Source organism: Caulobacter sp. FV1ye13L (assembly GCF_058681155.1).
This window is the reverse complement of record NZ_CM178732.1, coordinates 1,766,908-1,791,111: the sequence shown is the minus strand read 5'-3', so window position 1 is coordinate 1,791,111 and position 24,204 is coordinate 1,766,908. Positions and strand designations below refer to the sequence as shown.

20 protein-coding genes are annotated in these 24,204 nt (G+C 65.8%); 2 read left to right on the top strand and 18 right to left on the bottom strand.

Annotation, left to right across the window (positions count from 1 at the left end; translation table 11 throughout):
• The 3 genes from ACW176_RS08535 to rpoB all read right to left on the bottom strand — a co-directional run bounded on the left by ACW176_RS08535 (nt 1) and on the right by rpoB (nt 10,391).
• Entirely contained in the window at nt 1–1,797 is a 1,797-nt protein-coding gene (locus tag ACW176_RS08535) for a methyl-accepting chemotaxis protein (protein WP_492111616.1), read from the bottom strand.
• A gap of 222 nt (nt 1,798–2,019) precedes the next feature.
• On the bottom strand, nt 2,020–6,210 hold the full coding sequence (gene rpoC, locus ACW176_RS08530; protein ID WP_492111615.1) for a DNA-directed RNA polymerase subunit beta': 4,191 nt from the start codon (nt 6,208–6,210) through the stop codon (nt 2,020–2,022).
• A 98-nt stretch (nt 6,211–6,308) separates the two neighbouring features.
• The gene (gene rpoB, locus ACW176_RS08525; RefSeq protein WP_492111614.1) at nt 6,309–10,391 is read right to left on the bottom strand and encodes a DNA-directed RNA polymerase subunit beta; all 4,083 of its coding nucleotides are present in this window, start codon (nt 10,389–10,391) and stop codon (nt 6,309–6,311) included.
• Between the two features lie 445 nt (nt 10,392–10,836).
• On the opposite strand from rpoB, the gene ACW176_RS08520 reads away from it, so the two are divergent.
• On the top strand, nt 10,837–11,901 hold the full coding sequence (locus tag ACW176_RS08520) for an acyltransferase family protein (RefSeq protein ID WP_492111613.1): 1,065 nt from the start codon (nt 10,837–10,839) through the stop codon (nt 11,899–11,901).
• A gap of 78 nt (nt 11,902–11,979) precedes the next feature.
• Here ACW176_RS08520 and ACW176_RS08515 read toward each other — a convergent pair whose 3' ends face one another.
• The 14 genes from ACW176_RS08515 to ACW176_RS08450 all read right to left on the bottom strand — a co-directional run bounded on the left by ACW176_RS08515 (nt 11,980) and on the right by ACW176_RS08450 (nt 22,426).
• Complete coding sequence (locus ACW176_RS08515; RefSeq protein ID WP_492111612.1) at nt 11,980–12,651, bottom strand: type 1 glutamine amidotransferase domain-containing protein; 672 nt, start codon at nt 12,649–12,651, stop codon at nt 11,980–11,982.
• Nucleotides 12,652–12,810: 159 nt separating this feature from the next.
• Nucleotides 12,811–12,969 (bottom strand): hypothetical protein, encoded by a 159-nt coding sequence (locus ACW176_RS08510; RefSeq protein ID WP_492058298.1) that lies wholly within the window; start codon nt 12,967–12,969, stop codon nt 12,811–12,813.
• A 36-nt stretch (nt 12,970–13,005) separates the two neighbouring features.
• Nucleotides 13,006–14,082 (bottom strand): WD40/YVTN/BNR-like repeat-containing protein, encoded by a 1,077-nt coding sequence (locus ACW176_RS08505; RefSeq protein ID WP_492111611.1) that lies wholly within the window; start codon nt 14,080–14,082, stop codon nt 13,006–13,008.
• A 165-nt stretch (nt 14,083–14,247) separates the two neighbouring features.
• On the bottom strand, nt 14,248–14,625 hold the full coding sequence (gene rplL / locus ACW176_RS08500; RefSeq protein ID WP_492058300.1) for a 50S ribosomal protein L7/L12: 378 nt from the start codon (nt 14,623–14,625) through the stop codon (nt 14,248–14,250).
• A 44-nt stretch (nt 14,626–14,669) separates the two neighbouring features.
• Nucleotides 14,670–15,188 (bottom strand): 50S ribosomal protein L10, encoded by a 519-nt coding sequence (gene rplJ / locus ACW176_RS08495; RefSeq protein WP_419254125.1) that lies wholly within the window; start codon nt 15,186–15,188, stop codon nt 14,670–14,672.
• Nucleotides 15,189–15,545: 357 nt separating this feature from the next.
• Entirely contained in the window at nt 15,546–16,316 is a 771-nt protein-coding gene (locus tag ACW176_RS08490; protein WP_492111610.1) for an SDR family NAD(P)-dependent oxidoreductase, read from the bottom strand.
• A 149-nt stretch (nt 16,317–16,465) separates the two neighbouring features.
• Complete coding sequence (locus tag ACW176_RS08485; RefSeq protein WP_419319967.1) at nt 16,466–16,681, bottom strand: DUF4287 domain-containing protein; 216 nt, start codon at nt 16,679–16,681, stop codon at nt 16,466–16,468.
• Between the two features lie 50 nt (nt 16,682–16,731).
• Nucleotides 16,732–17,967 (bottom strand): TIGR03862 family flavoprotein, encoded by a 1,236-nt coding sequence (locus tag ACW176_RS08480; RefSeq protein WP_492111609.1) that lies wholly within the window; start codon nt 17,965–17,967, stop codon nt 16,732–16,734.
• Entirely contained in the window at nt 17,964–18,359 is a 396-nt protein-coding gene (locus ACW176_RS08475; protein WP_492111608.1) for a type II toxin-antitoxin system VapC family toxin, read from the bottom strand. The genes ACW176_RS08480 and ACW176_RS08475 overlap by 4 nt, the downstream gene beginning before the upstream one ends.
• On the bottom strand, nt 18,359–18,598 hold the full coding sequence (locus ACW176_RS08470) for a type II toxin-antitoxin system VapB family antitoxin (RefSeq protein ID WP_492111607.1): 240 nt from the start codon (nt 18,596–18,598) through the stop codon (nt 18,359–18,361). Before ACW176_RS08470 ends, ACW176_RS08475 begins: the two co-directional genes overlap by 1 nt.
• A gap of 138 nt (nt 18,599–18,736) precedes the next feature.
• Complete coding sequence (gene rplA / locus ACW176_RS08465) at nt 18,737–19,423, bottom strand: 50S ribosomal protein L1 (RefSeq protein ID WP_419254121.1); 687 nt, start codon at nt 19,421–19,423, stop codon at nt 18,737–18,739.
• Between the two features lie 3 nt (nt 19,424–19,426).
• Complete coding sequence (gene rplK, locus ACW176_RS08460) at nt 19,427–19,858, bottom strand: 50S ribosomal protein L11 (RefSeq protein ID WP_419254120.1); 432 nt, start codon at nt 19,856–19,858, stop codon at nt 19,427–19,429.
• Between the two features lie 295 nt (nt 19,859–20,153).
• Nucleotides 20,154–20,918 (bottom strand): hypothetical protein, encoded by a 765-nt coding sequence (locus ACW176_RS08455; protein WP_492111606.1) that lies wholly within the window; start codon nt 20,916–20,918, stop codon nt 20,154–20,156.
• A gap of 32 nt (nt 20,919–20,950) precedes the next feature.
• Nucleotides 20,951–22,426 (bottom strand): serine hydrolase, encoded by a 1,476-nt coding sequence (locus tag ACW176_RS08450; RefSeq protein ID WP_492111605.1) that lies wholly within the window; start codon nt 22,424–22,426, stop codon nt 20,951–20,953.
• A gap of 139 nt (nt 22,427–22,565) precedes the next feature.
• Here ACW176_RS08450 and ACW176_RS08445 point away from each other — a divergent pair, with 139 nt between their 5' ends.
• Nucleotides 22,566–23,336 (top strand): winged helix-turn-helix domain-containing protein, encoded by a 771-nt coding sequence (locus ACW176_RS08445; protein ID WP_419319962.1) that lies wholly within the window; start codon nt 22,566–22,568, stop codon nt 23,334–23,336.
• Between the two features lie 260 nt (nt 23,337–23,596).
• Here ACW176_RS08445 and ACW176_RS08440 read toward each other — a convergent pair whose 3' ends face one another.
• Complete coding sequence (locus ACW176_RS08440; protein ID WP_419319961.1) at nt 23,597–24,199, bottom strand: 2-hydroxychromene-2-carboxylate isomerase; 603 nt, start codon at nt 24,197–24,199, stop codon at nt 23,597–23,599.
• Nucleotides 24,200–24,204: the final 5 nt, after the last annotated feature.

The following is a 24,204-nucleotide window of genomic DNA, read 5'->3' as shown; positions in this document are numbered from 1 at the left end:
CTAGGCGACGCGGCGCTGGGACGCCGAGTGGGCGTCCACCTTGAAGCGGCCGACCAGGCCCGCCAGGCTATCGGCCTGGGCGACCAGATCGCGGCTGGCGTCAGCCGAGCGGTTGACCATGGCGGCGTTCTGCTGCGTGCCCTGGTCCATCTGGTTGACGGCGGTGTTGACCTCGCTGAGGCCGGCGGCCTGTTCCTGCGCGCTGGCGGCGATCTCGGAAACGCTGCCGTCGATGGCCGCGACCTGGGCGGCGATCTTCTGCAGCGCCTCGCCCGTGCGGCCGACCAGCTTCACCCCCGCCTCGACCTGACGGGTGGAGTCGCCGATATGGGTCTTGATCTCCTTGGCCGCGTCGGCCGAGCGCTGTGCCAGGGCCCGCACTTCCTGGGCCACAACCGCGAAGCCGCGACCGGCCTCACCGGCCCGCGCGGCCTCGACCCCGGCGTTCAGGGCCAGCAGATTGGTCTGGAAGGCGATCTCGTCGATCACGCCGATGATCTGGGCCACCTGGGCGGCCGAGGCCTCCACCCCGTTGATCGCATCGATGGTCTCGCTGACGACCTGGCGCGAGCGGTCGGCTTCGGCCTGGGCCTCGCGTACGGCCTCGCGGGCCCCGCGCGCGCCGTCGGCGGTGCGTTTGACCGTGGCGGTGATCTCGTCGAGGGCGGCGGCGGTCTCTTCCAGGCTGGCGGCCTGTTGCTCGGTGCGCCGCGACAGGTCGCCGGCCTCCGAAGCGATGCCGCCGGCCCCGGCGTGGAGGCCGCCCACGGCGTCGATCACGGCGCCCATGGCGTCCTGCAGACGCGCCACGGTCTGGTTGAAGTCGGCCCGCAGGCCTTCATAGTCGGCCGCGAAAGCCGTCTCGATGCGCACCGTCAGGTCGCCGTCGGACAAGCGCCGCAGCCCCTCGGCCAGGCTGGTGACGACGCTGTTCTGGGCGGCGGCCTGGCGGGCGTCGCGATCCCGGGCGGCCAGGCGGCCGGCCTGTTCGACACCGTCGCGAGCCTCGGCCTGGGCCTGAATGGTTTGCTTTTCCCGGGCGTCGTCGCGGAAGGCGTGGACCGCGTCGGCCATCAGGCCGATGTCGTCGCGGCGGCCGGCGAAGGGCAGGCTGACGGTCAGGTCGCCGGCCATCACCTTGCCCATGGCGTCGCGCAGGGTCGATAGCGGCTTCAGTTGACCACGCACCATCAGCACCGAGGCCGTGGCGCCGGCGGCGCCCAGCAGCAGGCAGGCTGCCGCCAGGAAACCCAGCTGCTTGTAGACCGGTTGGAAGAAGTCGGCCTGGGGCACGCCGACATACAGGATGCCGATCACCTGACCGCTGGTGTCCTTGATCGGATCATAGGCGACGAAGAAGGGCCGGCCCAGGATCTTGGCCTCGCCGCGATAGGACTCGCCCCGACCCAGGACGGCGTCATGGACCTTGCCCTTGGCCAGGGGGGTGCCGACCGCTCGGCTGCCATCGGGCTTGGTGACATTGGTGGTGATCCGGGTGTCGCCCATGAACACCGTGGCCGTGCCGCCGACCAGGGCCTTGACCCTGTCGACGCCGTCGAAGTCGCCGTTCAGAACCTTGTCGCCCACCATCAGCTGGTCAGCCTCCCGGCGGAAGATCGCGCCGCGCTGACCGATGACGTCCCACGCCACCCGCATGCTGGCTTCCTGCTGGGCGGCGGCCTGCTGCTTGGCGAAGCCGAGCGAACCACTGGCGACGATGGCCAGGACCGCAACGGTCAGGACCAGAAAAGCTGCGGCGATGGTCAGACTGACCTTGGTGGAAATGTCCGAGCGCATGGCATCCGTGGGAAGGGGTTGAGCTTTTCCACATGCCTAACGCGCGTAAACCAAGGCTTAAAATCTTGATTTAGCTCGAATTCCTCGACGCTTTGCGACCTTATGCCGCCGGATCCGCCCGGGAAACCCGCACTTTGGGTCTCATGACCAGCCAAGCCGCGGGCAAAAGAAAAGGCCCGGGATCGCTCCCGGGCCTTTCCGTTCAGTTCGTCAGGTCGAAGCCTATTCGGCGTCGGCCAGAGCGATGGCCTCGGGCAGAGGCTCCATCGCATCTTCGCGCTGCTGGGCCAGCTGCTCGTCGCGCTTGGCGGCGACGCGCTGCAGGCTGCGCAGATAGGAACCCGTACCGGCGGGGATCAGACGACCCACGATGACGTTTTCCTTCAGGCCTTCCAGGGTGTCGGTCTTGCCGTGCACCGAGGCTTCGGTCAGGACGCGGGTCGTTTCCTGGAACGACGCGGCCGAGATGAAGCTCTTGGTCTGCAGCGAGGCCTTGGTGATGCCGAGCAGCACGGGCTGGGTGGTGGCCGGACGGCCGCCACGCGAAACCGCGCGATCCTGCTCGATGTAGAACTCAGGCTTGTCCAGGTGATCGCCCTTGATCAGACCCGTATCGCCCGGCTCGAGGATCTCGACCTTTTGCAGCATCTGACGAACGATCGTCTCGATGTGCTTGTCGTTGATCGGCACGCCTTGCAGTCGGTAAACTTCCTGAATTTCGTCGACCAGGAAGTTGGCCAGGGCCTCGACGCCCAAGATGCGCAGGATGTCGTGCGGATCCGGGTTGCCGTCGATGATGTATTCGCCGCGCGCGATGAAGTCGCCATCGTGCACCGCGATGTGCTTGCCCTTGGGGATCAGGAACTCGACCGGCTCGCCCTGGTTACCGTCAGCGTCGATTTCCGGGGTGATCTTGATGCGGCGCTTGTTCTTGTAATCCTTGCCGAATTCGACACGACCGTCCATTTCCGCGATGACCGCGCAGTCCTTGGGACGGCGGGCTTCGAAGAGTTCGGCGACGCGCGGCAGACCGCCGGTGATGTCGCGGGTCTTGGCGCCTTCGGTGGGGATCCGCGCGATGACCTCGCCCGGCTTGACCATGTCGCCGTCACCGACGGACAGAATGGCCCCAACCGACATCAGGTAGCGAGCCTCACCGCCGTTGGCGAGGCGGACATAGGAACTGTCCTCGGCCAGAACGCCCATGGCGGGGCGCAGGTCGGCGGCGCGGGCCGAGGTCCGCCAGTCGGCGATCACGCGTTGCGCGATACCGGTGGCTTCATCGGTTTCCTCGCGGACGGAGAAGCCGTCCACCAGGTCTTCCGCACGGATCTTGCCGGCCACTTCGGTGATGATCGGGGTGGTGTAGGGGTCCCAATCGGCCAGACGCTGGCCACGCTTCACCTTGTCGCCGTCCTTGATCTTTAGGCGCGCGCCGTAAGGCGGCTTGTAGTTTTCGCGTTCCTTGCCGTCGACCAGGACGCTCACGGCCGTGTTGCGGCTCATGACGACCAGGAAGCCTTCGGTGCCGACAACGGTGGCGCCGGTCACGCGGACCGTACCGTCGTTGCTGCTTTCGAAGAACGACTGCTCGGCGACCTGGGCGGTGCCGCCGATGTGGAAGGTCCGCATCGTCAGCTGGGTGCCGGGCTCGCCGATGGACTGGGCGGCGATGACGCCGACCGCTTCACCGATGTTGACCGGGGTACCGCGGGCCAGGTCGCGGCCGTAGCAGGCGCCGCAGACGCCGACCTTGGCTTCGCAGGTCAGGACCGAACGCACCTTCACCGACTGCACGGCAGCCGCTTCGATCGCGTCGGCCATGTTCTCGGTCAGATAGGTGTCGGCCGGAACGACCAGCTCGCCGGTCGCCGGATCCTTGATGTCCTCGGCCGAGAAGCGGCCCAGAACGCGCATGCCCAGCGAGACCAGGACGTCACCGCCCTCGACCACGGCGCGCAGGGTGATGCCCCGCGTGGTGCCGCAATCTTCCTCGACGATGATGCAGTCCTGCGCCACGTCGACCAGACGACGCGTCAGATAGCCCGAGTTGGCGGTCTTCAGCGCGGTGTCCGCGAGGCCCTTACGGGCGCCGTGGGTCGAGTTGAAGTATTCCTGAACGGTCAGGCCTTCCTTGAAGTTCGAGACGATCGGGGTCTCGATGATCTCGCCCGAAGGCTTGGCCATCAAACCGCGCATGCCGCCCAGCTGCTTCATCTGGGCTTGCGAACCACGGGCGCCGGAGTGGGCCATCATGTAGATGGAGTTGATCTCCTTCTCGCGGCCGTTCTCGTCCAGATGCTTCATCTGAAGCTCGGCCATCATCTCGTCGGCGACGCGGTCGGTGGCCTTGGCCCAGGCGTCAACGACCTTGTTGTACTTCTCGCCCTTGGTGATCAGGCCGTCAGCATATTGCTGCTCGTACTCTTCAGCCAGGGTGCGGGTTTCGGCGACGATCGCCTCTTTCCGCTTCGGGATGATGATGTCGTCCTTGCCGAAGGAGATGCCGGCCTTGGCCGCTTCCTTGAAGCCCAGACCCATGATCTGGTCGGCGAAGATCACCGTCGCCTTCTGACCGCAGTGGCGGTAGACGATGTCGATGAGGTTGCCGATTTCCTTCTTGGTCAGGGCCTTCTCGATCAGGCGGTGACCCACCTGCGGGTGACGCGGCAGCAGGGCGGCGATCTTCATCCGGCCCGGCGTGGTGTCGATCACGCGGCGACGCGCCACGCCATCGGCGTCAACTTCGGTAAAGCGCGACTTGATCTTGGCGTGCAGGCTGACGACGCCGGCGTCCATGGCGGCTTCGATTTCGCCCAGGTCGGCAAAGATCTTGCCTTCGCCCGGCTCACCTTCGCGAGCGACCGACAGGTAGTACAGACCCAGGACGATGTCCTGCGACGGCACGATGATCGGGCGACCGTTGGCGGGCGACAGGATGTTGTTGGTCGACATCATCAGGACGCGCGCTTCGAGTTGCGCCTCCAGCGACAGCGGCACGTGGACAGCCATCTGGTCGCCGTCGAAGTCGGCGTTGAAGGCGGCGCAGACCAGCGGGTGCAGCTGGATGGCCTTGCCCTCGATCAGCTTGGGCTCGAACGCCTGGATGCCCAGACGGTGAAGCGTCGGCGCGCGGTTCAGCATCACCGGGTGTTCGCGGATCACCTCTTCGAGGATGTCCCACACCTGGGGCTGTTCGCGCTCGACCATGCGCTTGGACTGCTTGACGGTGCCCGACAGGCCCTTGGCGTCCAGGCGCGCATAGATGAACGGCTTGAACAGCTCCAGAGCCATCTTCTTGGGCAGGCCGCACTCGTGCAGCTTCAGATCGGGACCGACCACGATGACCGAACGGCCCGAATAGTCGACGCGCTTGCCCAGCAGGTTCTGACGGAAGCGACCCTGCTTGCCCTTCAGCATGTCGGCCAGCGACTTCAGCGGGCGCTTGTTGGCGCCGGTGATGACGCGACCGCGACGGCCGTTGTCGAACAGGGCGTCGACCGACTCCTGCAGCATCCGCTTTTCGTTGCGGATGATGATGTCGGGCGCGCGCAGCTCGATCAGGCGCTTGAGGCGGTTGTTACGGTTGATGACCCGGCGATAGAGGTCGTTCAGGTCGGAGGTGGCGAAGCGGCCACCGTCCAGCGGCACCAGCGGGCGCAGTTCCGGCGGGATCACCGGCACGACCGTCAGAACCATCCACTCGGGACGGTTGCCCGACTCGGAGAAGGCTTCGAGGATCTTCAGGCGCTTGCTGAACTTCTTCTGCTTCATGTCCGACACGGTGCCGGCCAGCTCTTCGCGCAGGCGTTCGGCTTCCTTGTCGAGGTCGATCGCCTTGAGCAGGTTCTGGATGGCTTCAGCGCCGATCTCGGCGGTGAAGCTGTCATCGCCGTACTCTTCCTGGGCGCGCATGTAGTCGTCCTCGCTGAGCAGCTGGTGCTGCTTCAGCGGGGTCAGGCCCGGCTCGGTGATGATGTAGTATTCGAAGTACAGGACGCGTTCGATGTCCTTCAGCGGCATGTCGAGCATCATGGCGATACGCGACGGCAGCGACTTCAGGAACCAGATGTGGGCGACCGGCGAGGCCAGTTCGATGTGGCCCATGCGCTCGCGACGAACGCGGGCCAGGGTGACTTCAACACCGCACTTTTCGCAGATGATGCCCTTGTACTTCATGCGCTTGTACTTGCCGCACAGGCATTCGTAGTCCTTGGTCGGGCCAAAGATACGGGCGCAGAACAGGCCATCACGCTCGGGCTTGAACGTGCGGTAGTTGATGGTTTCGGGCTTCTTGATCTCGCCGAACGACCACGAGCGGATCTTTTCCGGCGAGGCCAGCGAAATACGGATCTGGTCGAAGGTCGGAGCGGCCTGGACCGGATTGAAGATGTTCAGGACTTCCTGGTTCATCTTGGTTCCTTCTGCGGGATTACCCGCGAAAATTCAAAGTGGAGAGAGGCTGAGCGAAGGCCCCTCCCCGGTCTTCAGACCGAGGAGGGTGCGATGGATCAGCTGTTCTCCAGCTCGACGTTCAGGCCGAGCGAGCGCATTTCCTTGACCAGCACGTTGAAGCTTTCGGGGATACCGGCTTCGAACGTGTCATCGCCACGGACGATCGACTCGTAGACCTTGGTCCGGCCGGCCACGTCGTCGGACTTCACCGTAAGCATTTCCTGCAGGGTGTAGGCCGCGCCGTAGGCTTCCAGCGCCCAGACTTCCATTTCCCCGAAGCGCTGACCGCCGAACTGGGCCTTACCACCCAGCGGCTGTTGCGTGACGAGGGAGTACGGACCGATCGAACGGGCGTGGATCTTGTCGTCGACCAGGTGGTGCAGCTTCAGCATGTAGATGTAGCCGACCGTGACCGGACGCTTGAACTGGTCGCCCGTCTGACCGTCGAACAGGATCGACTGGCCCGAGGGGTCAAGACCCGCCATGCGCAGGTGATCTTCGATGTCGCCGATGCGCGCGCCGTCGAACACGGGCGTCGCGATCGGAACGCCCTTGCCGAGGTTGCGAGCCAGTTCCACCAGACCCTCTTCGGTGTCCGGCAGTTCTTCGTCGGGACCATAGATCTCGGTCAGACGCTCGATGAGCGCTTCCTTCTGACCGCCGGCCTGCCAGTCTTCCAGCAGGGCGGTGATCTGCTTGCCGAGACCGGCGCAGGCCCAACCCAGGTGGGTTTCGAAGATCTGGCCGACGTTCATGCGCGAAGGCACGCCCAGCGGGTTCAGAACCACGTCGACGTGCGTCCCGTCGGCGAGGAACGGCATGTCCTCGATCGGCAGGATGCGCGAGATGACGCCCTTGTTGCCGTGACGGCCGGCCATCTTGTCGCCAGGCTGAAGCTTGCGCTTCACGGCCACGAAGACCTTGACCATCTTCATCACGCCGGGGGGCAGTTCGTCGCCGCGCTGCAGCTTGTCGACCTTGTCCTCGAAACGACGGTCCAGACGCTTGCGGTTCTCGTCGAACAGACGGCGCAGCGACTCGAGTTCGCCCATCGCCTTCTCGTCTTCGAGCGCGATCTGCCACCACAGGCCGGGCTGAACGTCAGCCAGGCCCTGGGCGGTGATCTCGCCGCGCGACAGGCCCTTGGGGCCCGACAGAGCGACGTTGCCGATCAGCAGCTCGCGCAGACGGCCCGAGATGTTGCGGTTCAGGATCGCGAATTCATCGTCGCGGTCCTTGCCCAGACGGTCGATTTCCGAGCGTTCGATGGCCAGGGCGCGTTCGTCCTTGTCGACGCCGTGACGGTTGAACACGCGCACGTCGACGATCGTGCCGGCGACGCCCGGGGGCAGGCGCAGGCTGGTGTCGCGGACGTCCGAGGCCTTTTCACCGAAGATGGCGCGCAGGAGCTTTTCTTCCGGCGTCATCGGGCTTTCGCCCTTCGGCGTGACCTTGCCGACCAGGATGTCGCCCGGCTGGACTTCGGCGCCGATGGCCACGATGCCAGCTTCGTCGAGGTTGCGCAGGGCTTCCTCGCCGACGTTGGGGATGTCGCGGGTGATTTCTTCTGGGCCGAGCTTGGTGTCGCGGGCCATGACTTCGAATTCCTCGATGTGGATCGAGGTGAAGACGTCGTCGCGGACGATGCGTTCGGAGATCAGGATCGAGTCTTCGAAGTTGTAGCCGTTCCAGGGCATGAACGCGACGAGCGCGTTGCGGCCCAGGGCCAGTTCGCCCAGTTCGGTCGAAGGACCGTCGGCGATGATGTCGCCCGAGTTGATCTTGTCGCCCACCTTCACCAGCGGACGCTGGTTGATGCAGGTCGACTGGTTCGAACGCTGGAACTTGCTGAGGCGATAGATATCGACGCCCGAACGGGCGGCGTCGGTTTCCTCGGTGGCGCGAACGACGATACGCGTACCGTCGATCTGCTCGACCACGCCGGTGCGCTTGGCCACGACCACGGCGCCGGAGTCGCGAGCGACCACGGCTTCCATGCCGGTGCCGACCAGCGGCGCGTCCGACTGCACCAGAGGCACGGCCTGACGTTGCATGTTCGAGCCCATGAGGGCGCGGTTGGCGTCATCGTTTTCGAGGAAGGGGATCAGGGCCGCGGCCACCGAAACCACCTGACGCGGCGACACGTCCATCAGGTCGACCATCTCCTTTTGCAGGAGCGTGGGTTCGCCGTTGATCCGGCCGGGGACCAGGTCGTCGACGATCTCGCCGTTCAACACCTTGATGTTGGACTGGGCGATGACGTGCTTCGACTCTTCCATGGCCGACATGTAGACGACCTCTTCGAGCGGCTTGCCGTCGGCGACGCGACGGTAAGGGCTCTCGATGAAGCCGTACTTGTTGACGCGGGCGTGGGTGGCCAGCGAGTTGATCAGACCGATGTTCGGGCCTTCCGGCGTTTCAATCGGGCAGATGCGGCCGTAGTGGGTCGGGTGAACGTCGCGGACTTCGAAGCCGGCGCGTTCGCGCGTCAGACCGCCCGGGCCAAGCGCCGAGAGACGGCGCTTGTGGGTGATCTCCGACAGCGGGTTGGTCTGGTCCATGAACTGCGACAGCTGCGAGGAGCCGAAGAATTCACGCACCGAGGCCGCGGCCGGCTTGGCGTTGATCAGGTCGTGCGGCATCACGGTGTCGATGTCGACGGACGACATGCGTTCCTTGATGGCGCGTTCCATGCGCAGCAGGCCGACGCGGTACTGGTTTTCCAGCAGTTCGCCGACCGAACGCACCCGGCGGTTGCCGAGGTTGTCGATGTCGTCAATTTCGCCGCGACCATCGCGCAGGCCGACCAGCAGCTTCAGGACGGCCAGCACGTCTTCCTTGCGGAGCACGCGCATCTCGTCCGAAGCGTCCAGCTCCAGGCGCATGTTCATCTTCACGCGGCCAACGGCCGACAGGTCGTAGCGCTCGGCGTCGAAGAACAGCGACTTGAACATCGCTTCAGCGGCTTCAACGGTCGGCGGCTCGCCCGGACGCATGACGCGATAGATGTCGAACAGGGCGTCCTCGCGGACGGCGTTCTTGTCCACGCGCAGGGTGTTGCGCATGTAGGCGCCGACCGTGACGTGGTCGATGTCCAGCACGTCGATGGTGCTGAAGCCTTGATCGGCCAGGGCCTGGATCGAGACCACGTCCAGCTCGTCGCCGGCTTCGGCGTAGATCTCGCCGTTCTCGTAGTTGACGGCGTCGCGGGCCAGATAACGGCCGGTCAGGGCCTCGGGCGCCAGCAGCAGGGTCTTGAGGCCGGCGTCAGCCAGCTTCTTGGCCTGACGGGCGGTGATCTTGGTGCCGGCCGGAGCCACTTCTTCGCCGGTGTCGGCGTCGATCAGGGCGAATTCCGGCTTCACGCCGCGCCAGCGCTCGGGCTTGTAGGGAGTGGCCCAGCCTTCGGCGCCGGCCGTGGTGCGCTTCTCGAAGGGCACCACGTCGTAGAACGTCGTCAGAATCTCTTCGCCGTCCATGCCCAGGGCATAGAGGAAGGTGGTGGCGGGCAGCTTGCGGCGACGGTCGATGCGGACATAGACCACGTCCTTGGCGTCGAACTCGAAGTCCAGCCACGAGCCGCGATAGGGAATGACGCGGGCGGCGAACAGCAGCTTGCCCGAGGCGTGGGTCTTGCCCTTGTCGTGGTCGAAGAACACGCCGGGCGAACGGTGCATCTGCGAGACGATGACCCGCTCGGTGCCGTTGACGATAAAGGTGCCCTTGTCGGTCATGAGCGGGATATCGCCCATGTAGACGTCCTGCTCCTTGATGTCCTTGACGGACCGGGCGCCGGTTTCTTCTTCGGTTTCGAACACGATCAGGCGCAGCTTGACCTTCAGCGGCGCCGCGAAGGTCATGTCGCGCTGGATGCATTCTTCAACGTCGTACTTGGGCTCTTCGAATTCGTACGAGACGTATTCGAGCACCGCGCGCTCGTTGAAATCCTTGATCGGGAAGACGGACTTGAAGACCGCCTCGATGCCCTCTTCCTTGCGCATGCCCGGACGGACTTCGCGCTGCAGGAACTGTTCGTAGGAGGAGCGCTGAACCTCGATCAGGTTCGGCATCTGCACAGCTTCGGGGATGCGGCCGAAAGACTTCCGGATCCGCTTCTTGCCGGTGAAGGATTGCGCCATGTTTTTCCCTTGGGCGCGGATCGCCGCGCCAAATGTTTCGAAGGGCTCGCACGGAGAGACTCCGCGCGTGCGTTCGTCTTGATCCTGCGTCCACCCTCGCCGCACCCGCCGGGGCGGGAACGTCGGACGCTGGAATTCCCCTGACAGGCGACCGGGACCGGTAGACCTGGCGGGCGCCCCTTCGCGCGGGTCGGAGGGCGGCTGACCGCGCCTCGGGGCGTAATATGCGGACACACGCGTGCGCGTTCCGCCGAATGTCTTCGTGAACGGGCGGATATAGGCCAAGCGGCCAGGGATGAAAAGGGGGTTTGTTAAGAAACCGTCGTTCCGTCCCATCGGCCTCCGGCGCGCCAACATATCGCGCAACGGCAATGATTTCGAAAGCCGCTGAAATCTAAGAGTGATCACCGGCCAGGGCCGGGCGTAGCCGACGAGTCCCACCCCCGTGCCTTCGCCCCGTTTGGCCAACCTTCAGATCCTGCGCTTCGCCGCTGCCGCCATGGTGGTCCATGCCCATGGCGTGGACCTGGCCCAAAAGGCCGGAGCCCCGCCCAACATCCTGGCCGCCGGGGCGTTCGAAAACTTCGGCGCGATCGGCGTCGACATCTTCTTCGTGATCAGCGGCCTGATCATCACCCGCACGGCGTTCCAGTCGGGACCTGTCGCGGCCGGAACCTTCGCCTGGCGCCGGCTGTGGCGCGTGGCGCCGATCTATTACCTGCTGTCCCTGCCCTGGTTGCTGGCGGCGGCTGTCGCCGGACAGTTGCGCGGCCCGATGCTGGCCGCGTCCCTCGCCTTTTGGCCGGCGGCGGGCGCCCGGATGACCCTGCCGGCGCTGGATGTCGGCTGGACGCTTTGTTTCGAGATGCTGTTCTACGTGGCCGTCGCGGCGATCCTGGCGGCGGGACGTTGGCGGACCTGGGCCGTTGCGGCGGCGCTCGCCGCCTTCGCCGCCTGCTGGGTCGCGCGCGTCCATACCGGACTGGTGGCGTTCCAGTTCCTGGGCAACCCGATCATCCTGGAATTTCTGATGGGCGTCGCGGCGGCCAGGCTCGCGCCACACATGACCCGGCGGGCGGGGTGGCTGGCCGCCGGACTTGGAGTCTTTGGGCTGGTCGCCGGGCTCTGGCTCGGCAATGGCGGAATCTCGGAAGCGTCGGTCATCCTGGACGGCCAGGCGTCAGCCCTGCGCGTCCTGGTCTGGGGCGTGCCAAGCGCGCTGCTGACCCTGGGTATTGTGGCCCTGGAACCCCTGACCCCACCGTCGCCGGCGAGGCGCGCCATGGCCTGGATGGGTGACGCTTCCTACGCGCTCTATCTCGTTCACCCGCTGGTGATCGGCTTGGCGGGGCTGCTGCTGATACGCGCGCCCTGGGCGACGTCGGGCGACCTCATGGTCGTCGGCGTGTTCCTCGCCAGCCTGGCGGCGGGAGCCGCGACACATCGCTATCTGGAACAACCTCTGCAACGCTGGCGGCGCCGATCGGGCGTGAGCGCGGCGAAGGCCTGAGCCAGGTCTGTCTAATCGCCAGGCCGGCCCGATCAGGCGACGGACCTATCCGCCGTCGCCTGACCGCAGGGCTCAGCGCTACTTTTTCGCGATCAGGGCCAGCAGCGCCTCGGCGGCAGGCCGCGACGAGGCCGGGTTCTGCCCGGTGACCAGCAGGCCGTCGGTCAGCACATGGGGCGCCCAGTCCGCGCCCTTGGAATAGAGGCCGCCGCTGTCCTTCAGCATGGCTTCGACCAGAAACGGCACCACGTCGGTCAAGCCGACAGCGGCCTCCTCGGTGTCCGCAAAGCCGGTGACCGCCTTGCCCTTGACCAGCAGCTCGCCGTCGGGGCCCTTCACATGGCGAAAGACGCCCGGCGCATGACATACAGCGGCCACCGGCTTGCCGGCCGCAGCCATCGCCTCGATCAGGGCGATAGACTTGGCGTCTTCGGCCAGATCCCACAGCGGGCCGTGGCCGCCGGGATAGAACACGGCGTCGAAATCTGCGGCCTTGATCTCCGCCAGCTTCACCGTGCCGGCCAGGGCCTTCTGGGCTTCGGGGTCGGCCTTGAAGCGCGCCGTGTCCTCGCTCTGTGCGTCGGGCGCGTCGCTCTTGGGGTCAAGCGGCGGCTGGCCGCCTTGCGGCGAAGCCAGAACCAGCGTCGCGCCGGCGTCCTTCAGCGCATAGTAGGGCGCGGCGAACTCCTCCAGCCAGAAGCCGGTCTTTTCGCCGGTGTCGCCAAGGCGATCGTGGGAGGTCAGGACCATCAGGATGTTCATAGGGGGCGCTCGCTTCGGTGGGCTAAGGCATGTGGTGCGCCTTGGCCCGTCCCCCAAGGGGGCGCGCCGGCAATCACTGATGACCCAACAGAAGCCGGGCCCAAAGGTTCACTCTGGACCGATGTTTTGTGCGCTTGGCCGAAGGGTTCAGCTCTTGCGGAGCGCCTTGGCGGCCAGCGAGACGCCCAGGCCGATCAGACAGACAAAGAAGGCGAACTTGGCCAGGCCGCCGGCGACGTCCACGACAAAGCCGAGAATGCCAAAGGCGATCATCAGGACCAGCAGGATACCGGCGAGCTTAAGCATCAGGGCCAAACGCGCCGGGCGAGGATCCGTTGCATCTCACGCTTCCCACAGTCCGACGGAGCCTTTGGGTCCGCACAGCAGGCCCTTGCGGGCGTTGACCAGGCGGACCGTGTTGAACGGCGTTGTCGAGACCCGCTCAAAGCTGCGGCCATCGACGGCGGCGATCGTCCCGGCCAGTCCTGTGGCCAGCACGGTCGCGCCCTTGACCGCCACGCTGGAAAGATAGCCGGCCGGGGCGTCGACCGCCTGGAACCTCCGGCTGTTGGGAGCCAACCAGGCCAGGTTGACGCCGGCCGCAGCGGGCTCCTTGTAGTCACCGCCACAGATCCAAAGGGCCCCATCCCTCCCGAAGGCGACGGCGAAGGCGCCCCGCGACGGGGCGTCTGCGCGGATCGGCGTGTCCAGCGGGTGAAAATAACGGCCGCCGTCGAGCGACAGATAGACCTTGGCCCAGCCCGCGCCGCCGGTGCAGAAGGCGATCCGCCCGCCGGGTCCGACCGCGAGACATCCGTTGCTGGCGGCGAACGCCCCCTCCCCGTCATTGGCCGGCGGAACAGCGTCCAATGGCAAGCGGGTCCAGGTCTCGCCGGCGTCGCCGGTATAGAGCACGGTGAAGCGGCCTTCGGTCGGATCGCCCAGAATGAAGCCGCGCCGCTTGTCGACAAAGGTCAGGGTGTCCCAAAAGCCGTTAGGATCGCTGTTGGCGAACAGGCGCGCCCACGTCTCGCCGCCGTCAGTGGTGCGCCACAGTTGCGAGGCCCCACCTGGTCCAGCGCTCATGGCCAGGACGTGGCGGTCTGAAAAGGCGTGCAGTCCCCGGAAATCCAGCGCGTCGAACCCCGCCGCACGCACCGCCTCCAGCCGAGCGCCCTTGCCGCGCACCAGCCAGCCTTTCGAGCCGGAGGCCCAATAGGTCTTGCCCGTCGCCGACAACCCTCGCAGCTCGCTGGGGGTGACGGTAGCCGGCAGCCGGATCACACCGGGTCCGCGCGGCGCCGCAGCCAGGGCGGGACCGGTCGCAAAGGCCGCGCCCGTCAGGGCCAGCGCGGCCCTCCGCGTGAGCCGCGAACCGGAGAAATCCCCCAGCGGGGCGCCTTGCTGGTCAATCGTCATCTCTGCTCGATACCGAAGGAATGCGGAAACCGCAAAGCCCTGGCGCGCGACCAAAGAAAACGGCCCCGGAGGTTTCCCTCCGGGGCCGCTGACTAGCTTGGTCCAGGACCAGCCTCTCCGAGGAGAGGGCTGGCGGAACCCATCCACGCCGAGGCGTGGAATGGACTACTTGATTTGGACGGTCGCGCCGGCTTCGGTCAGCTTCTTGGCGACTTCGTCGGCTTGGGCCTTGGAGACGTTTTCGACGACGTTCTGCGGAGCGCCTTCGACCAGGTCCTTGGCTTCCTTCAGGCCGAGGTCCGGACGGACGCCGCGGACTTCCTTGATCACGTTGATCTTCTTGTCGCCACCGGCGGTCAGAACAACGGTGAACTCGGTTTGCTCTTCAGCAGCTTCGACCACAGCGGCCGGGCCAGCAGCGGCGACGGCGACCGGAGCGGCGGCCGAAACGCCCCACTTTTCTTCCAGCATCTTCGACAGATCAGCGGCTTCGAGGACCGACAGGGTGGACAGTTCTTCAACCAGCTTTTCGAGCTTGGACATGTTCAATTCCTAAAAACGAATGAGGGATGTAGCGGAGATGACCGTTAGGCGGCGTCTTTGGTCGCATAAGCGTTGAAGACGCGCGCAAGTTGGCCAGCCGGGGCCTGCAGGACGCCAGCGATCTTGGTCGCCGGAGCCTGGATGAGGCCGATAAGCTTGCCACGGATCTGATCGAGCGACGGCAGCGTGGCGAGAGCCCGCACAGCCGCTTCGTCCAGAACCGTCGTCTGACCCAGGATGCCGCCGACAAGCTTGAGCTTCTCGTTTTCCTTGGCGTACTGGGTGACGATCTTGGCGGCGGAGACCGGATCCTTGCCGAAGGCAATGGCGACCGGGCCGGTGAACAGGGCGTCGCCCGCTTCACCGATCGAGCCGTCGAGGGCCTTCTGGACGAGGGTGTTCTTCACCACCTGGAACGTGGCGTCTTCCTTGCGGAGACGGGCACGCAGTTCAGTCATTTCCGCAACGGTCATGCCCATATAGTGGGTCACGACGACAGCGCCGGCGCCGGCGAATACGCTTTTCAGCGACTCGATCGACTCCTGCTTTTGAGCGCGGTCCATTGCGGTCTCCTACTCAATTACAGCGGCCGGACCATTCCGGCAGCCAAATGCCACAGCGCATGAGGGATCGCTCCCGCACGCGAGTTGCATCAGCCTGTTCCAAGGAAAGTCAGCCGCGCGTCCCATCCGTGAAGGAGGAAATAGCGTGGTCTTGTCCATCCCTGTCTCCCGACGGCGAGGAAGGGCTCTTCCTCATTTACGGCGTTGGTGACCCCACGCCCCGCTGTTCACAAACAGGTCTTCGCCGGGCGAGCCCGACGGAGAAGGGGCGGCGTATAGACGGTTTGTGAGGCAATATCAACCGGGGGCGACAGGAAGGGCCCGGCGCAGGCTCGAGACCGCGCCGGGCGAGGCCGGTCAGGCGGCGGTGAGCGCGCCATCGACGGTGTAGACGCCGCCATTGCAGTAGGTCGCGTCGTCGGAGGCCAGGAAGGCCACCAGGCCCGCAACCTCCTCGGGCGTGCCATAGCGCTTGGCCGGCACCGCGTTGCTGATCTGCTCACGGGCCAGCTTGGGGTCGCCCGACTGGCCGGTGTTGATCGACTGCATCATCCGGCTCTCGATCGGGCCGGGATTGACGCAATTGACCCGCACGCCCTTGGGCGCGGCCTCGATCGCCGCCACGCGCGTGACGCCCACGACGGCGTGTTTCGAGGTGCAGTAGCCGGCCATGCCGGACGCACCGGTGAGGCCCGCGACGCTGGAGGTGTTAATGATGCTGCCCGAGCCCTGGGCGTACATCACCGGCAGGACGTATTTCAGCCCCAGGAACACCCCGGCCACATTGACGCCCAGCACCTTCATGAAGGCGTCCAGCGGATAGGATTCGATCGGCTGGACGGGACCTTCGATCCCCGCGTTGTTGAAGAAGATGTCGATCCGTCCGCACTCGGCCCTGGCCTTGTCGACATAGGCCTTCACCGAGGCCTCGTCGGTGACATCGGCTTCGGCCGTGACCAGTCTGGAGCCCTCGGGCAAGGCGGCCTTCAGCTTGGACCAGTCGCTTCCGGGGATATCGACAGCGACGATGGTCGCGCCACGCTCGGCCATCAGCCTGGCGGTCGCCAAACCGATCGCCCCGGCCCCGCCGGTGATGAGGGCGACCTTGCCTTCGAGAGCTCGTGTCATGGACAATATCCTCGCTGCGGCAGGAAGCCCGCCGACATCCTAAACTGTGACAGTCCCCGGTTCGTTGCATCAAAGGAAGATCGGCGCGGCCGATACCGGGGCGATCGCCGCAAGTCTGCCGCCGGCCTGGGAGCCCCAGCGGCGGCCACCTATTTCAACCCGTCCTGAACCAGGGTGTGGGCGACGATCGCATTGGCGTGGCCGTGTCCGAGTCCATGCTCGGTCTTCAGCATCGCCACCAGATCCATGTGTTTGGCGGGATAGCGGTCGCGGACAAGCTGCTGCCACTCCGAAACCGGCCGCCCATAGGTCTTCTCGATCGACGGAAAATAGGACGCAGGTCCCTTCACCTTCTCGTCCGCCATGTCGCCCCTCCCTTGCGAAACTCAGGACAGGCTAACCGCGCCAGGGAGACTTACGCAACGGGCCGGCGCTCCTGGTCCAGGTGCGCCAGGACCTGCTGCGCCGCCGCGACGCCGGTGGCGAAACAGGCCTGCAGCAGATAGCCGCCGGTCGGCGCTTCCCAGTCCAGCATCTCGCCGGCGACGAACACGCCGGGCGCGGCCTTCAGCTCAAGGCCATCCAGCGACTCCAGGGTCAGGCCGCCGGCCGACGAGATCGCCCGGTCCAGCGGCTGCGCCCTGGTCAGCACGATCGGCGCGGCCTTGATCGCCGCCGCAAGGGCGACAGGTTCCGCCGGCAGGTCCAGGCCATGGGCCTCGCGCAGCAGATTGACCTCGACCGGCGAAAGGTTGGCGGCCTTGCGCAGGAAATTGGCCACAGACTGGCCGTTGCGGGGCCGGTTGAGGCGCGCGGTCAGGGTCTCGACAGGCATGTCCGGCCGCAGGTCGATCTCGATGATCGCCCGCCCCGTCGCCGCGATCGCTTCGCGCGGCGCAGCGCCCAGGGCGTAGACCGCCCCGCCCTCCAGCCCATAGCCGGCGATCATGGCGTCGCCTCGCGCCGCGACCTCGCCCAGCCGCAGGCCGATGGCCTTCAACGGCTCACCGGCGAAGCGCTCACGGAACACCGCGCTCCAGGCGACGTCGAAGCCGCTGTTGGCGGCGGCGAACGGCGCCACCGCCGCGCCCTGCGCCGCCAGCAACGGGGCCCAGGCGCCGTCCGAGCCCAGCTGCGCCCAGCTGGCGCCGCCCAGGGCCAAGATCGTCGCCTGCGGCCGCACGGCCAGGGCACCCTCGGGGGTGAGAAATGACAGGTCGCCGTCGTCCGTCCAGCCGCGCCACGCGGCGCGCGCCCGCAAGCTGACGCCCTGCCCCTCCAGCCGGGCCAGCCAGGCCCGCAGCAGCGGCGAAGCCTTCAGCACCCTGGGAAAAACCCGGCCGCTGGAGCCGATGAAGGTCTCCTGCCCCAGCCCTTCGGCCCAGGCGATCAGGTCGGCGGGCGTGAAGGCCTCCAGCATCGGCCGCAAGGCCGCATTGGCCGCGCCATAGCGGCTGGCGAACCGCGCGAAGTCTTCCGAATGGGTGAGGTTCAGCCCGCCGCGCCCGGCCATCAGGAACTTGCGCCCGAAGGTCGGCATCTTCTCGAACACCGTCACCGACTTGCCGGCCGCGCTCAGCATCTCGGCGGCCATCAGCCCGGCCGGCCCGCCGCCGATCACGGCGACGTCGAGGGCCTGGGCGTCGCTCACGCGGGCTCGATGTCGGTCAGGGAAAAGTCGTCGCCCTTGAACAGCAACGGTACGGCGTTGGTCCTGGCGCAGGCATAGGCGAAGCAGTCGCCCATGTTGAGGCGGGCCGGATGGACACCCTTGCCGAAGCGGGCGTGGACTTCGAGGGCCATCACCTGTTCCGCCGGGCCAATGGTGACCCCCCGCGCGCCGACGCTCGCCTGCAACGCTGCTAGCCGGGCCGCCGCCATTGCGATGCTGTCTGAGGTCTCGCGTGACAAGGCGCGCACGGTCTCCCAGTTCGCGATGGGCGAGGTCAGAATCGTGACAGCGGACACCAGGGTCGAGCGCAGCCGCTCCCGTTCGGGCTCATTGAGCAGAATGGCCGTCCAGGCCGAGGCGTCGACAAACATCAATCGCCGCTTAGGTCGTCAAAGAACGCCTTGTCAGCCTTGAGGCCCGTGCGCGGCAGAGCGTCGACCTCGGCAAGGATCGCATCGATCTTGGCCAGCTTCTCGGCCTTGGCCGTCTCGTCGGCCTCACGCGCCCTGGTCACGGCCAGCTTGATGGCGTCGGTGATGCCGACGCGCTTTTCCTCGGCATAGGACCGCAACATTGCGTCGGCTTCGGGATCACGGACATGGAAGGGCATCGGGAGCCTCCGGCTAGCCAAAACATAACACCGGCTAGCCGACCTCACAACGTGAGCCCGAAACGCAAAACGGGCGCTGGATTTCTCCAGCGCCCGCTCCGGTGGCCTAGATGGCCGGTAGTCAAAAGCTCGAAAGGCTTAGGCGATCGACGAGGTGTCGACCTTGAAGCCCGGGCCCATCGTCGAGGACAGGCCGATACGCTTCACATAGATGCCCTTGGCGCCCGAAGGCTTGGACTTGTTCAGCGCGTCGATCATCGCCTTGACGTTGATCAGCAGGGCTTCGTCGGTGAACGAGACCTTGCCGATGCCGGCGTGGATGATGCCGGCCTTTTCAACGCGGAACTCGACGGCGCCGCCCTTGGCGTCCTTCACGGCTTGACCGACGTTCGGGGTCACGGTGCCGACCTTGGGGTTAGGCATCAGGCCGCGCGGGCCCAGCACCTTACCCAGACGACCGACCAGGGCCATCATGTCCGGGGTCGCGATGACGCGATCAAAGTCCATGAAGCCGCCGACGATCTTCTCGTACAGGTCTTCGGCGCCGACGTGTTCAGCGCCGGCTGCGGTGGCTTCGGCCGCCTTGGCGTCCTTGGCGAAGACGGCGACGCGAACGTCGCGGCCGGTGCCCGACGGCAGGTTGACGACGCCGCGGACCTGTTGGTCGGCGTGGCGCGGGTCAACGCCGAGGTTGACCGAGATTTCGATCGACTCGTCGAACTTGGCCTTGGCGTTAGCCTTCACCAGGGCGATGGCTTCCGAAGCGGTGTAGGTGGCTTCACGATCGCCGGTCCAGGCCTGGACGCGCTTTGCTTGCTTAGCCATGACTTAGGCCTCCACGATCTTCAGGCCCATGGCCTTGGCGGAGCCTTCGATGATCTTGGCTGCAGCCTCGATGTCGTTGGCGTTCAGGTCCTTCATCTTCTTTTCGGCGATCTCGCGCAGCTGGGTGCGGGTCACTTCGCCGACGGTCTCGCGACCGGTCAGCTTCGCGCCGGACTTCAGGCCGGTGATCTGCTTCAGATAGTGCGTCGCCGGGGGCGTCTTGGTGACGAAGGTGAACGACTTGTCTTGGAACACGGTGATCACGGTCGGCAGGGGGGTGCCCTTTTCGACGTTCTCGGTGCGCGCGTTGAACTCCTTACAGAAGCCCATGATGTTGACGCCGCGCTGGCCCAGTGCGGGGCCGATGGGGGGCGAAGGCGTGGCCGAGCCAGCCTTCACCTGGAGCTTGATATAGCCCAGGATCTTTTTAGCCATTGTATCCTCTCAAGAAAGCCGAGCTAACGGCCTTCGCTGGTTGGCCGTGGTGCGGGCTTGGCGTCCCTTCCACGGATTTGAATTCGTCGTCCTCGAACCGATAACGACGAACGCGCCCCGGGACGTAGTCCTGGAGCGAGGCGAGGCGTGTAGCAGGTGGGGCGGAGGGAGTCTAGCGGGCGGGGACGGAGCAGGAACCCGCTTCAGAAATCCAGACGCTTGGCGATTGCCTTACAAGGCGGACGCGTCGCAAGCATCCCTTGTGCTCCCGGCGCGTCCCTTTGGGGTGAGTAATCTAGTGAACAAAAAAGGCCGTGCGCGCGACACCGGCGTTGTTGCTGGCCTTCATCCACCCTCGCACTTCGACTTCGTAGAGACCGACCTCGTCGGCAGGCACGTTCGCGACGAATATCGCCGTGCTGGGCTCGAAGCGCAGAGGGATGCGGCGCAGAGACTTGCCGTTGGTCGTGACGAACGCTTCCACCTCAGTGTCACCTGAGCGCCAGGGTCCAGTCTCCAGGATTGCGCATCCGCACAGCATCGTCACCCCGACCCGCAGAGGCACAGTCTCCCCGACCTTGACCCACCGATAGGCGATGGGATCGGCGATATCGACAATGAGACCGGGCAACTCGATCAACCAGCCATCGCCGGCGGTCACATCATGTCCCGGCAAGACCCATTGCGTGCTGCTGGCCGTCGTCGTTGCTTGGGGTTGGCTGAGAGGTCCGGCGACAGTCACCGTGACCCGGCGCGGCCGATCGATATCCAACGTGGTCTGGAAGACGGCCGAATCGGCGCTGGCCCTCTTGCCATCGCTATCCTTGCCATTCGTCATAATCCGCTGCGTGTCGCCCGTGGAGCCTGACGTCGCGCCGCGCGCCAGCGTTTCGCCAGTGTCGGCATCGCTCAGCGTCACGCGAACCGGACTTGTATAGCCACCGAGGAACTTGGCGCCGCGCGCGATCACGCGAACCTCGATCTTGGTGGGCCCAGCCATGGCCGGATGGACGGACGACAGAATGGCGGCGGCGCAGATCAAGCTCTTGAAAAGGCGCATCGACAGGATCCTCAGTTTGGGCGGTTGAACGGCTAAAGAGAAGGGGTCGGACGATCGAGTTCCTGGAGAACCGTCTTGATGCGGGCGTTCGACGGATCCAGAGCCAGGGCGCGCTGGTAGGACACCCTGGCCTGATCAAGCCGCCCCATGGCGCGAAAGGCCTCTCCCAGGCTGTCATGGGCGTTGGAAGATTGGGCAAACCGTTTCGCGTTCCACTGGAACACCGGCAAGGCGGCGCCGGCATCGAGAATGCTCATCGTATCGTAGCCGACGCGATTGACGATGGCCTCGACGCGATCGACGGGAACCGTGGCTTCGACCGAAGCTATGGCGCGGTCCCACTGATTCGACGCCAGTCCTCGGTACAGAGCTTCTTCCTGGTCCTCCCATAGGCGAGCTGCGCCGGGCATAACGCGATCAGCCAGGAGTGTGACAAGGCGATGCCGGTCGAATGTCGTGCGCCCGCCATTGTCGAGATAGACCACAGTCGCGCAGTCGGCCGGATCGGCCGTTCGAAAGACATGCCGCCAGACCAAGCGCACGCCGCCGCCATGCCCGATGATCGTCACATCGCCGTGCCGATAGTACTCCCAGCCGTGCGTGTGCCATGCGGCCCCACCGTCCGGCATCAGGAACGGCCTCCACGACGCTTGCAACGGCGTCAGGGGGAGCAGGTCGCCGCGCAACAGGCTCTGGCTCCAAACCACCATGTCGGCAAGCGACGCGCACACGCCCCCCGACCCGTGGGTGTAGGACGGCCACTGCGCCGGGATGAACGCGACGGGCGAGCGATCTCGCGTGGCGGATGACTGATAGGTCGTCACCTGTCCCGGCGACGATACGCCCACCTCGGCATAGGCGGCATGTTTCATGCCGGCGGCGCGAAACTGACGACCGACCAGTGTGGTCAGCGGCGTTTGGGTCGCCTTTTCCAGCGCTTCCTTCGCGAGCAGGAAATTGGTCTGGTTGTAGTCGTTGCGCGTGCCGGGCGAAAAACGGAGCGGCAGCGACGCGATGGCGGCGAACGCTTGATCTGCGGTCGGCTTCACATGGTCGGGGATATAGTCCGGCAAGCCCGAAACGTGGGCCAGGGCCTGCGCCAAGGTGATCTCGGACCAGGTCGCGGGCAGTCCGCTCCGGATCTTGCCGAGCGGCATACCAAGGTCGATCAGACCACGCGCCTGGGCCTTGAGCAGCTCTACGACCAGGAACAGCTTCGAGATCGAGAAGATCGGGTAGACGGAACGATCAGTGATCGGCGCGCCGGTCCCGAGATCCGCAAGTCCGGCATGGCGGGCATGGACCAGCTTGCCGCGACGAAGCACGGCGACCGAGTAACCGACCGTGCCATAGGCGCTCGCCGATACGTCGAGCAGGTTGTCTATGCCGTCGGTGACTGACGCGGCGCGGGCCACCGGCGCCCGGATCAACGATGCCGCCAGGCAAGACAGTCCCAAACCAACGACGCCTCGCCGGGCAGGATCGGCAACGGGATGGGTCTTTGGCACAGGGGCTCTTTCATGTCGGACCGTTGGGGTGACGAGCGCTAACCCACCGCAGATCGAAAAGCCGAATGACAATCCATGACCTGATCTGACATTTTGCGACCGCGCCTGTCTCGTCAGCGCATCGCCGGAGGGTCTCGAGATGTTCCGCTTCGCCGATTTTCGCGTCGACTCCGCCGCCTTGCAGGTCTTCCAGGGCGATGAGCCGCTCGATGCGCCGCCCCAGGCGGTGGAGGTCCTGGCCTACCTGATCGAGCACGGCGAACGGACGGTCGGCAGGCAGGAACTGCTCGATCGGTTTTGGCCCCGCGCCGGCACGGGCGGCGACGCCGCCCTGAACACCTGCATTCGCCGTATCCGGACGCTGCTCTCCGACAATGCCGATACGCCGCGCTACATCCAGACGCGACCGCGATCAGGATATCGTTTCATCGGCGCGCTGTTGCCGGTCAAAACCTTTCCCGAGAGGCCCGCGCACAAGAACAGACGGTTCGCGATCATGGGCGGGCTGTTGGCGCCGCTGGCGATCGGCGGGATGGTATGGGCGAAGGACGCCCTGTTCCCAGCTCAACACCGGATCCTGATCGAGCCAGTTCGCGGCCTGTGCGAGTACGTGCTGTTTCCACGGTTCAACGCCGGGCTTCGCGAAAGCTTCGTGGCCGAGCTGAGTCAGAGACTGCCCGCCAACTACGCCGTCGCGGCTCAAGGGGAAAAGGTGGACCATCGCGCCCGCATCAGCGTCCGCCAGACCCCGGCCCGGACGACGGTCGTCGTGACCCTGGCCGAGATCGGATCCGACCGCGTGCTCTGGTCCGGCCAATTCGCTGCTCCAACCGAGATGCAGGACTATGTGCCGCTCCAAGAGACGCTGGCGAAAAGCATGGCCACAGACCTGGCCCAGGCGCTGAACTGACCCTTCGCGCGATCGCGGTCTTGCACGTTCAGCGCCAGGTTTCCCCGCTTCCAGGATGTCCGCGCCCTCGACCTCGCCTCGGCCGAAAAGCAGACCTTCCCAAGGCCTGAGACGAGTCAGGTTTAGCCGATCAGTCAGGCCAACCCGAAGGTCTGACCGGGGCCGCAAGCAGCCTTCGACACCACCGCCGAAAGCCGACGCCCCGGCGTCGCGCCAAGCCCTACATCTCCTGGAGGCTGTAGCGCCCAGCGCTGGCCAAACTACCGCGCCAGCTCCGCCTCCACCTGGCCCAGCCGCTCCTTGCCGAAGAACATCTCGCCCTCGACGAAGAAGCTGGGAATGCCGAACACGCCGCGCGCCACGGCGGCGTCGGTGTTGGCGGCCAGCTCGGCCTTGACCTCAGGGTCGGCGGTCGCCGCCAGCAGCGCCGCGCCGTCCAGGCCCGCCGCATCGGCCGTGGCGACGAAGACGGCCGGATCGTCCAGCTTCAGGCCCTGCTCCCACATGCCCCGCAGCATGGCGTCCAGATAGGCCGGGCCGATGCCGGCTCGCTGCGCCGCGACCATGCCGCGCATCAGCAGCAGGGTATTGACCGGGAAATGCGGGTTGAACTGGAAGGCGGTCAGGCCATGGGCCGCGATGAAGCGGCGGGTCTCCAGCATCTCATAGTCCATCTTGCCCTTGATCCCGCCGAAGGCGACCATCGGGGCCTGATTGCCGGTCAGCTTGAAGATGCCGCCCAGCAGGCAGGGCACAAGCCGGACCTGGGCCCCCTGCCGCGCGGCGATGTCGGGCAGCAGCTTCCAAGCCAGATAGGCGTTGGGGCTGCCGAAGTCGAAGATGAAGTCGATGGTCTTGCTCATGTCAG

Coding starts and splice junctions, on each gene's coding strand:
- rplA (WP_419254121.1), bottom strand. CDS start 19,423: ATGGCTAAGCAAGCAAAGCGCGTCCAGGCCTGGACCGGCGATCGTGAA.
- ACW176_RS08505 (WP_492111611.1), bottom strand. CDS start 14,082: ATGACGATTGACCAGCAAGGCGCCCCGCTGGGGGATTTCTCCGGTTCG.
- ACW176_RS08535 (WP_492111616.1), bottom strand. CDS start 1,797: ATGCGCTCGGACATTTCCACCAAGGTCAGTCTGACCATCGCCGCAGCT.
- ACW176_RS08440 (WP_419319961.1), bottom strand. CDS start 24,199: ATGAGCAAGACCATCGACTTCATCTTCGACTTCGGCAGCCCCAACGCC.
- rplJ (WP_419254125.1), bottom strand. CDS start 15,188: ATGGACCGCGCTCAAAAGCAGGAGTCGATCGAGTCGCTGAAAAGCGTA.
- ACW176_RS08510 (WP_492058298.1), bottom strand. CDS start 12,969: ATGCTTAAGCTCGCCGGTATCCTGCTGGTCCTGATGATCGCCTTTGGC.
- ACW176_RS08485 (WP_419319967.1), bottom strand. CDS start 16,681: ATGGCGGACGAGAAGGTGAAGGGACCTGCGTCCTATTTTCCGTCGATC.
- rplK (WP_419254120.1), bottom strand. CDS start 19,858: ATGGCTAAAAAGATCCTGGGCTATATCAAGCTCCAGGTGAAGGCTGGC.
- ACW176_RS08455 (WP_492111606.1), bottom strand. CDS start 20,918: ATGCGCCTTTTCAAGAGCTTGATCTGCGCCGCCGCCATTCTGTCGTCC.
- ACW176_RS08475 (WP_492111608.1), bottom strand. CDS start 18,359: ATGTTTGTCGACGCCTCGGCCTGGACGGCCATTCTGCTCAATGAGCCC.
- rplL (WP_492058300.1), bottom strand. CDS start 14,625: ATGTCCAAGCTCGAAAAGCTGGTTGAAGAACTGTCCACCCTGTCGGTC.
- ACW176_RS08470 (WP_492111607.1), bottom strand. CDS start 18,598: ATGCCCTTCCATGTCCGTGATCCCGAAGCCGACGCAATGTTGCGGTCC.
- rpoC (WP_492111615.1), bottom strand. CDS start 6,210: ATGAACCAGGAAGTCCTGAACATCTTCAATCCGGTCCAGGCCGCTCCG.
- ACW176_RS08515 (WP_492111612.1), bottom strand. CDS start 12,651: ATGGTCCTGACCTCCCACGATCGCCTTGGCGACACCGGCGAAAAGACC.
- rpoB (WP_492111614.1), bottom strand. CDS start 10,391: ATGGCGCAATCCTTCACCGGCAAGAAGCGGATCCGGAAGTCTTTCGGC.
- ACW176_RS08445 (WP_419319962.1), top strand. CDS start 22,566: ATGTTCCGCTTCGCCGATTTTCGCGTCGACTCCGCCGCCTTGCAGGTC.
- ACW176_RS08490 (WP_492111610.1), bottom strand. CDS start 16,316: ATGACACGAGCTCTCGAAGGCAAGGTCGCCCTCATCACCGGCGGGGCC.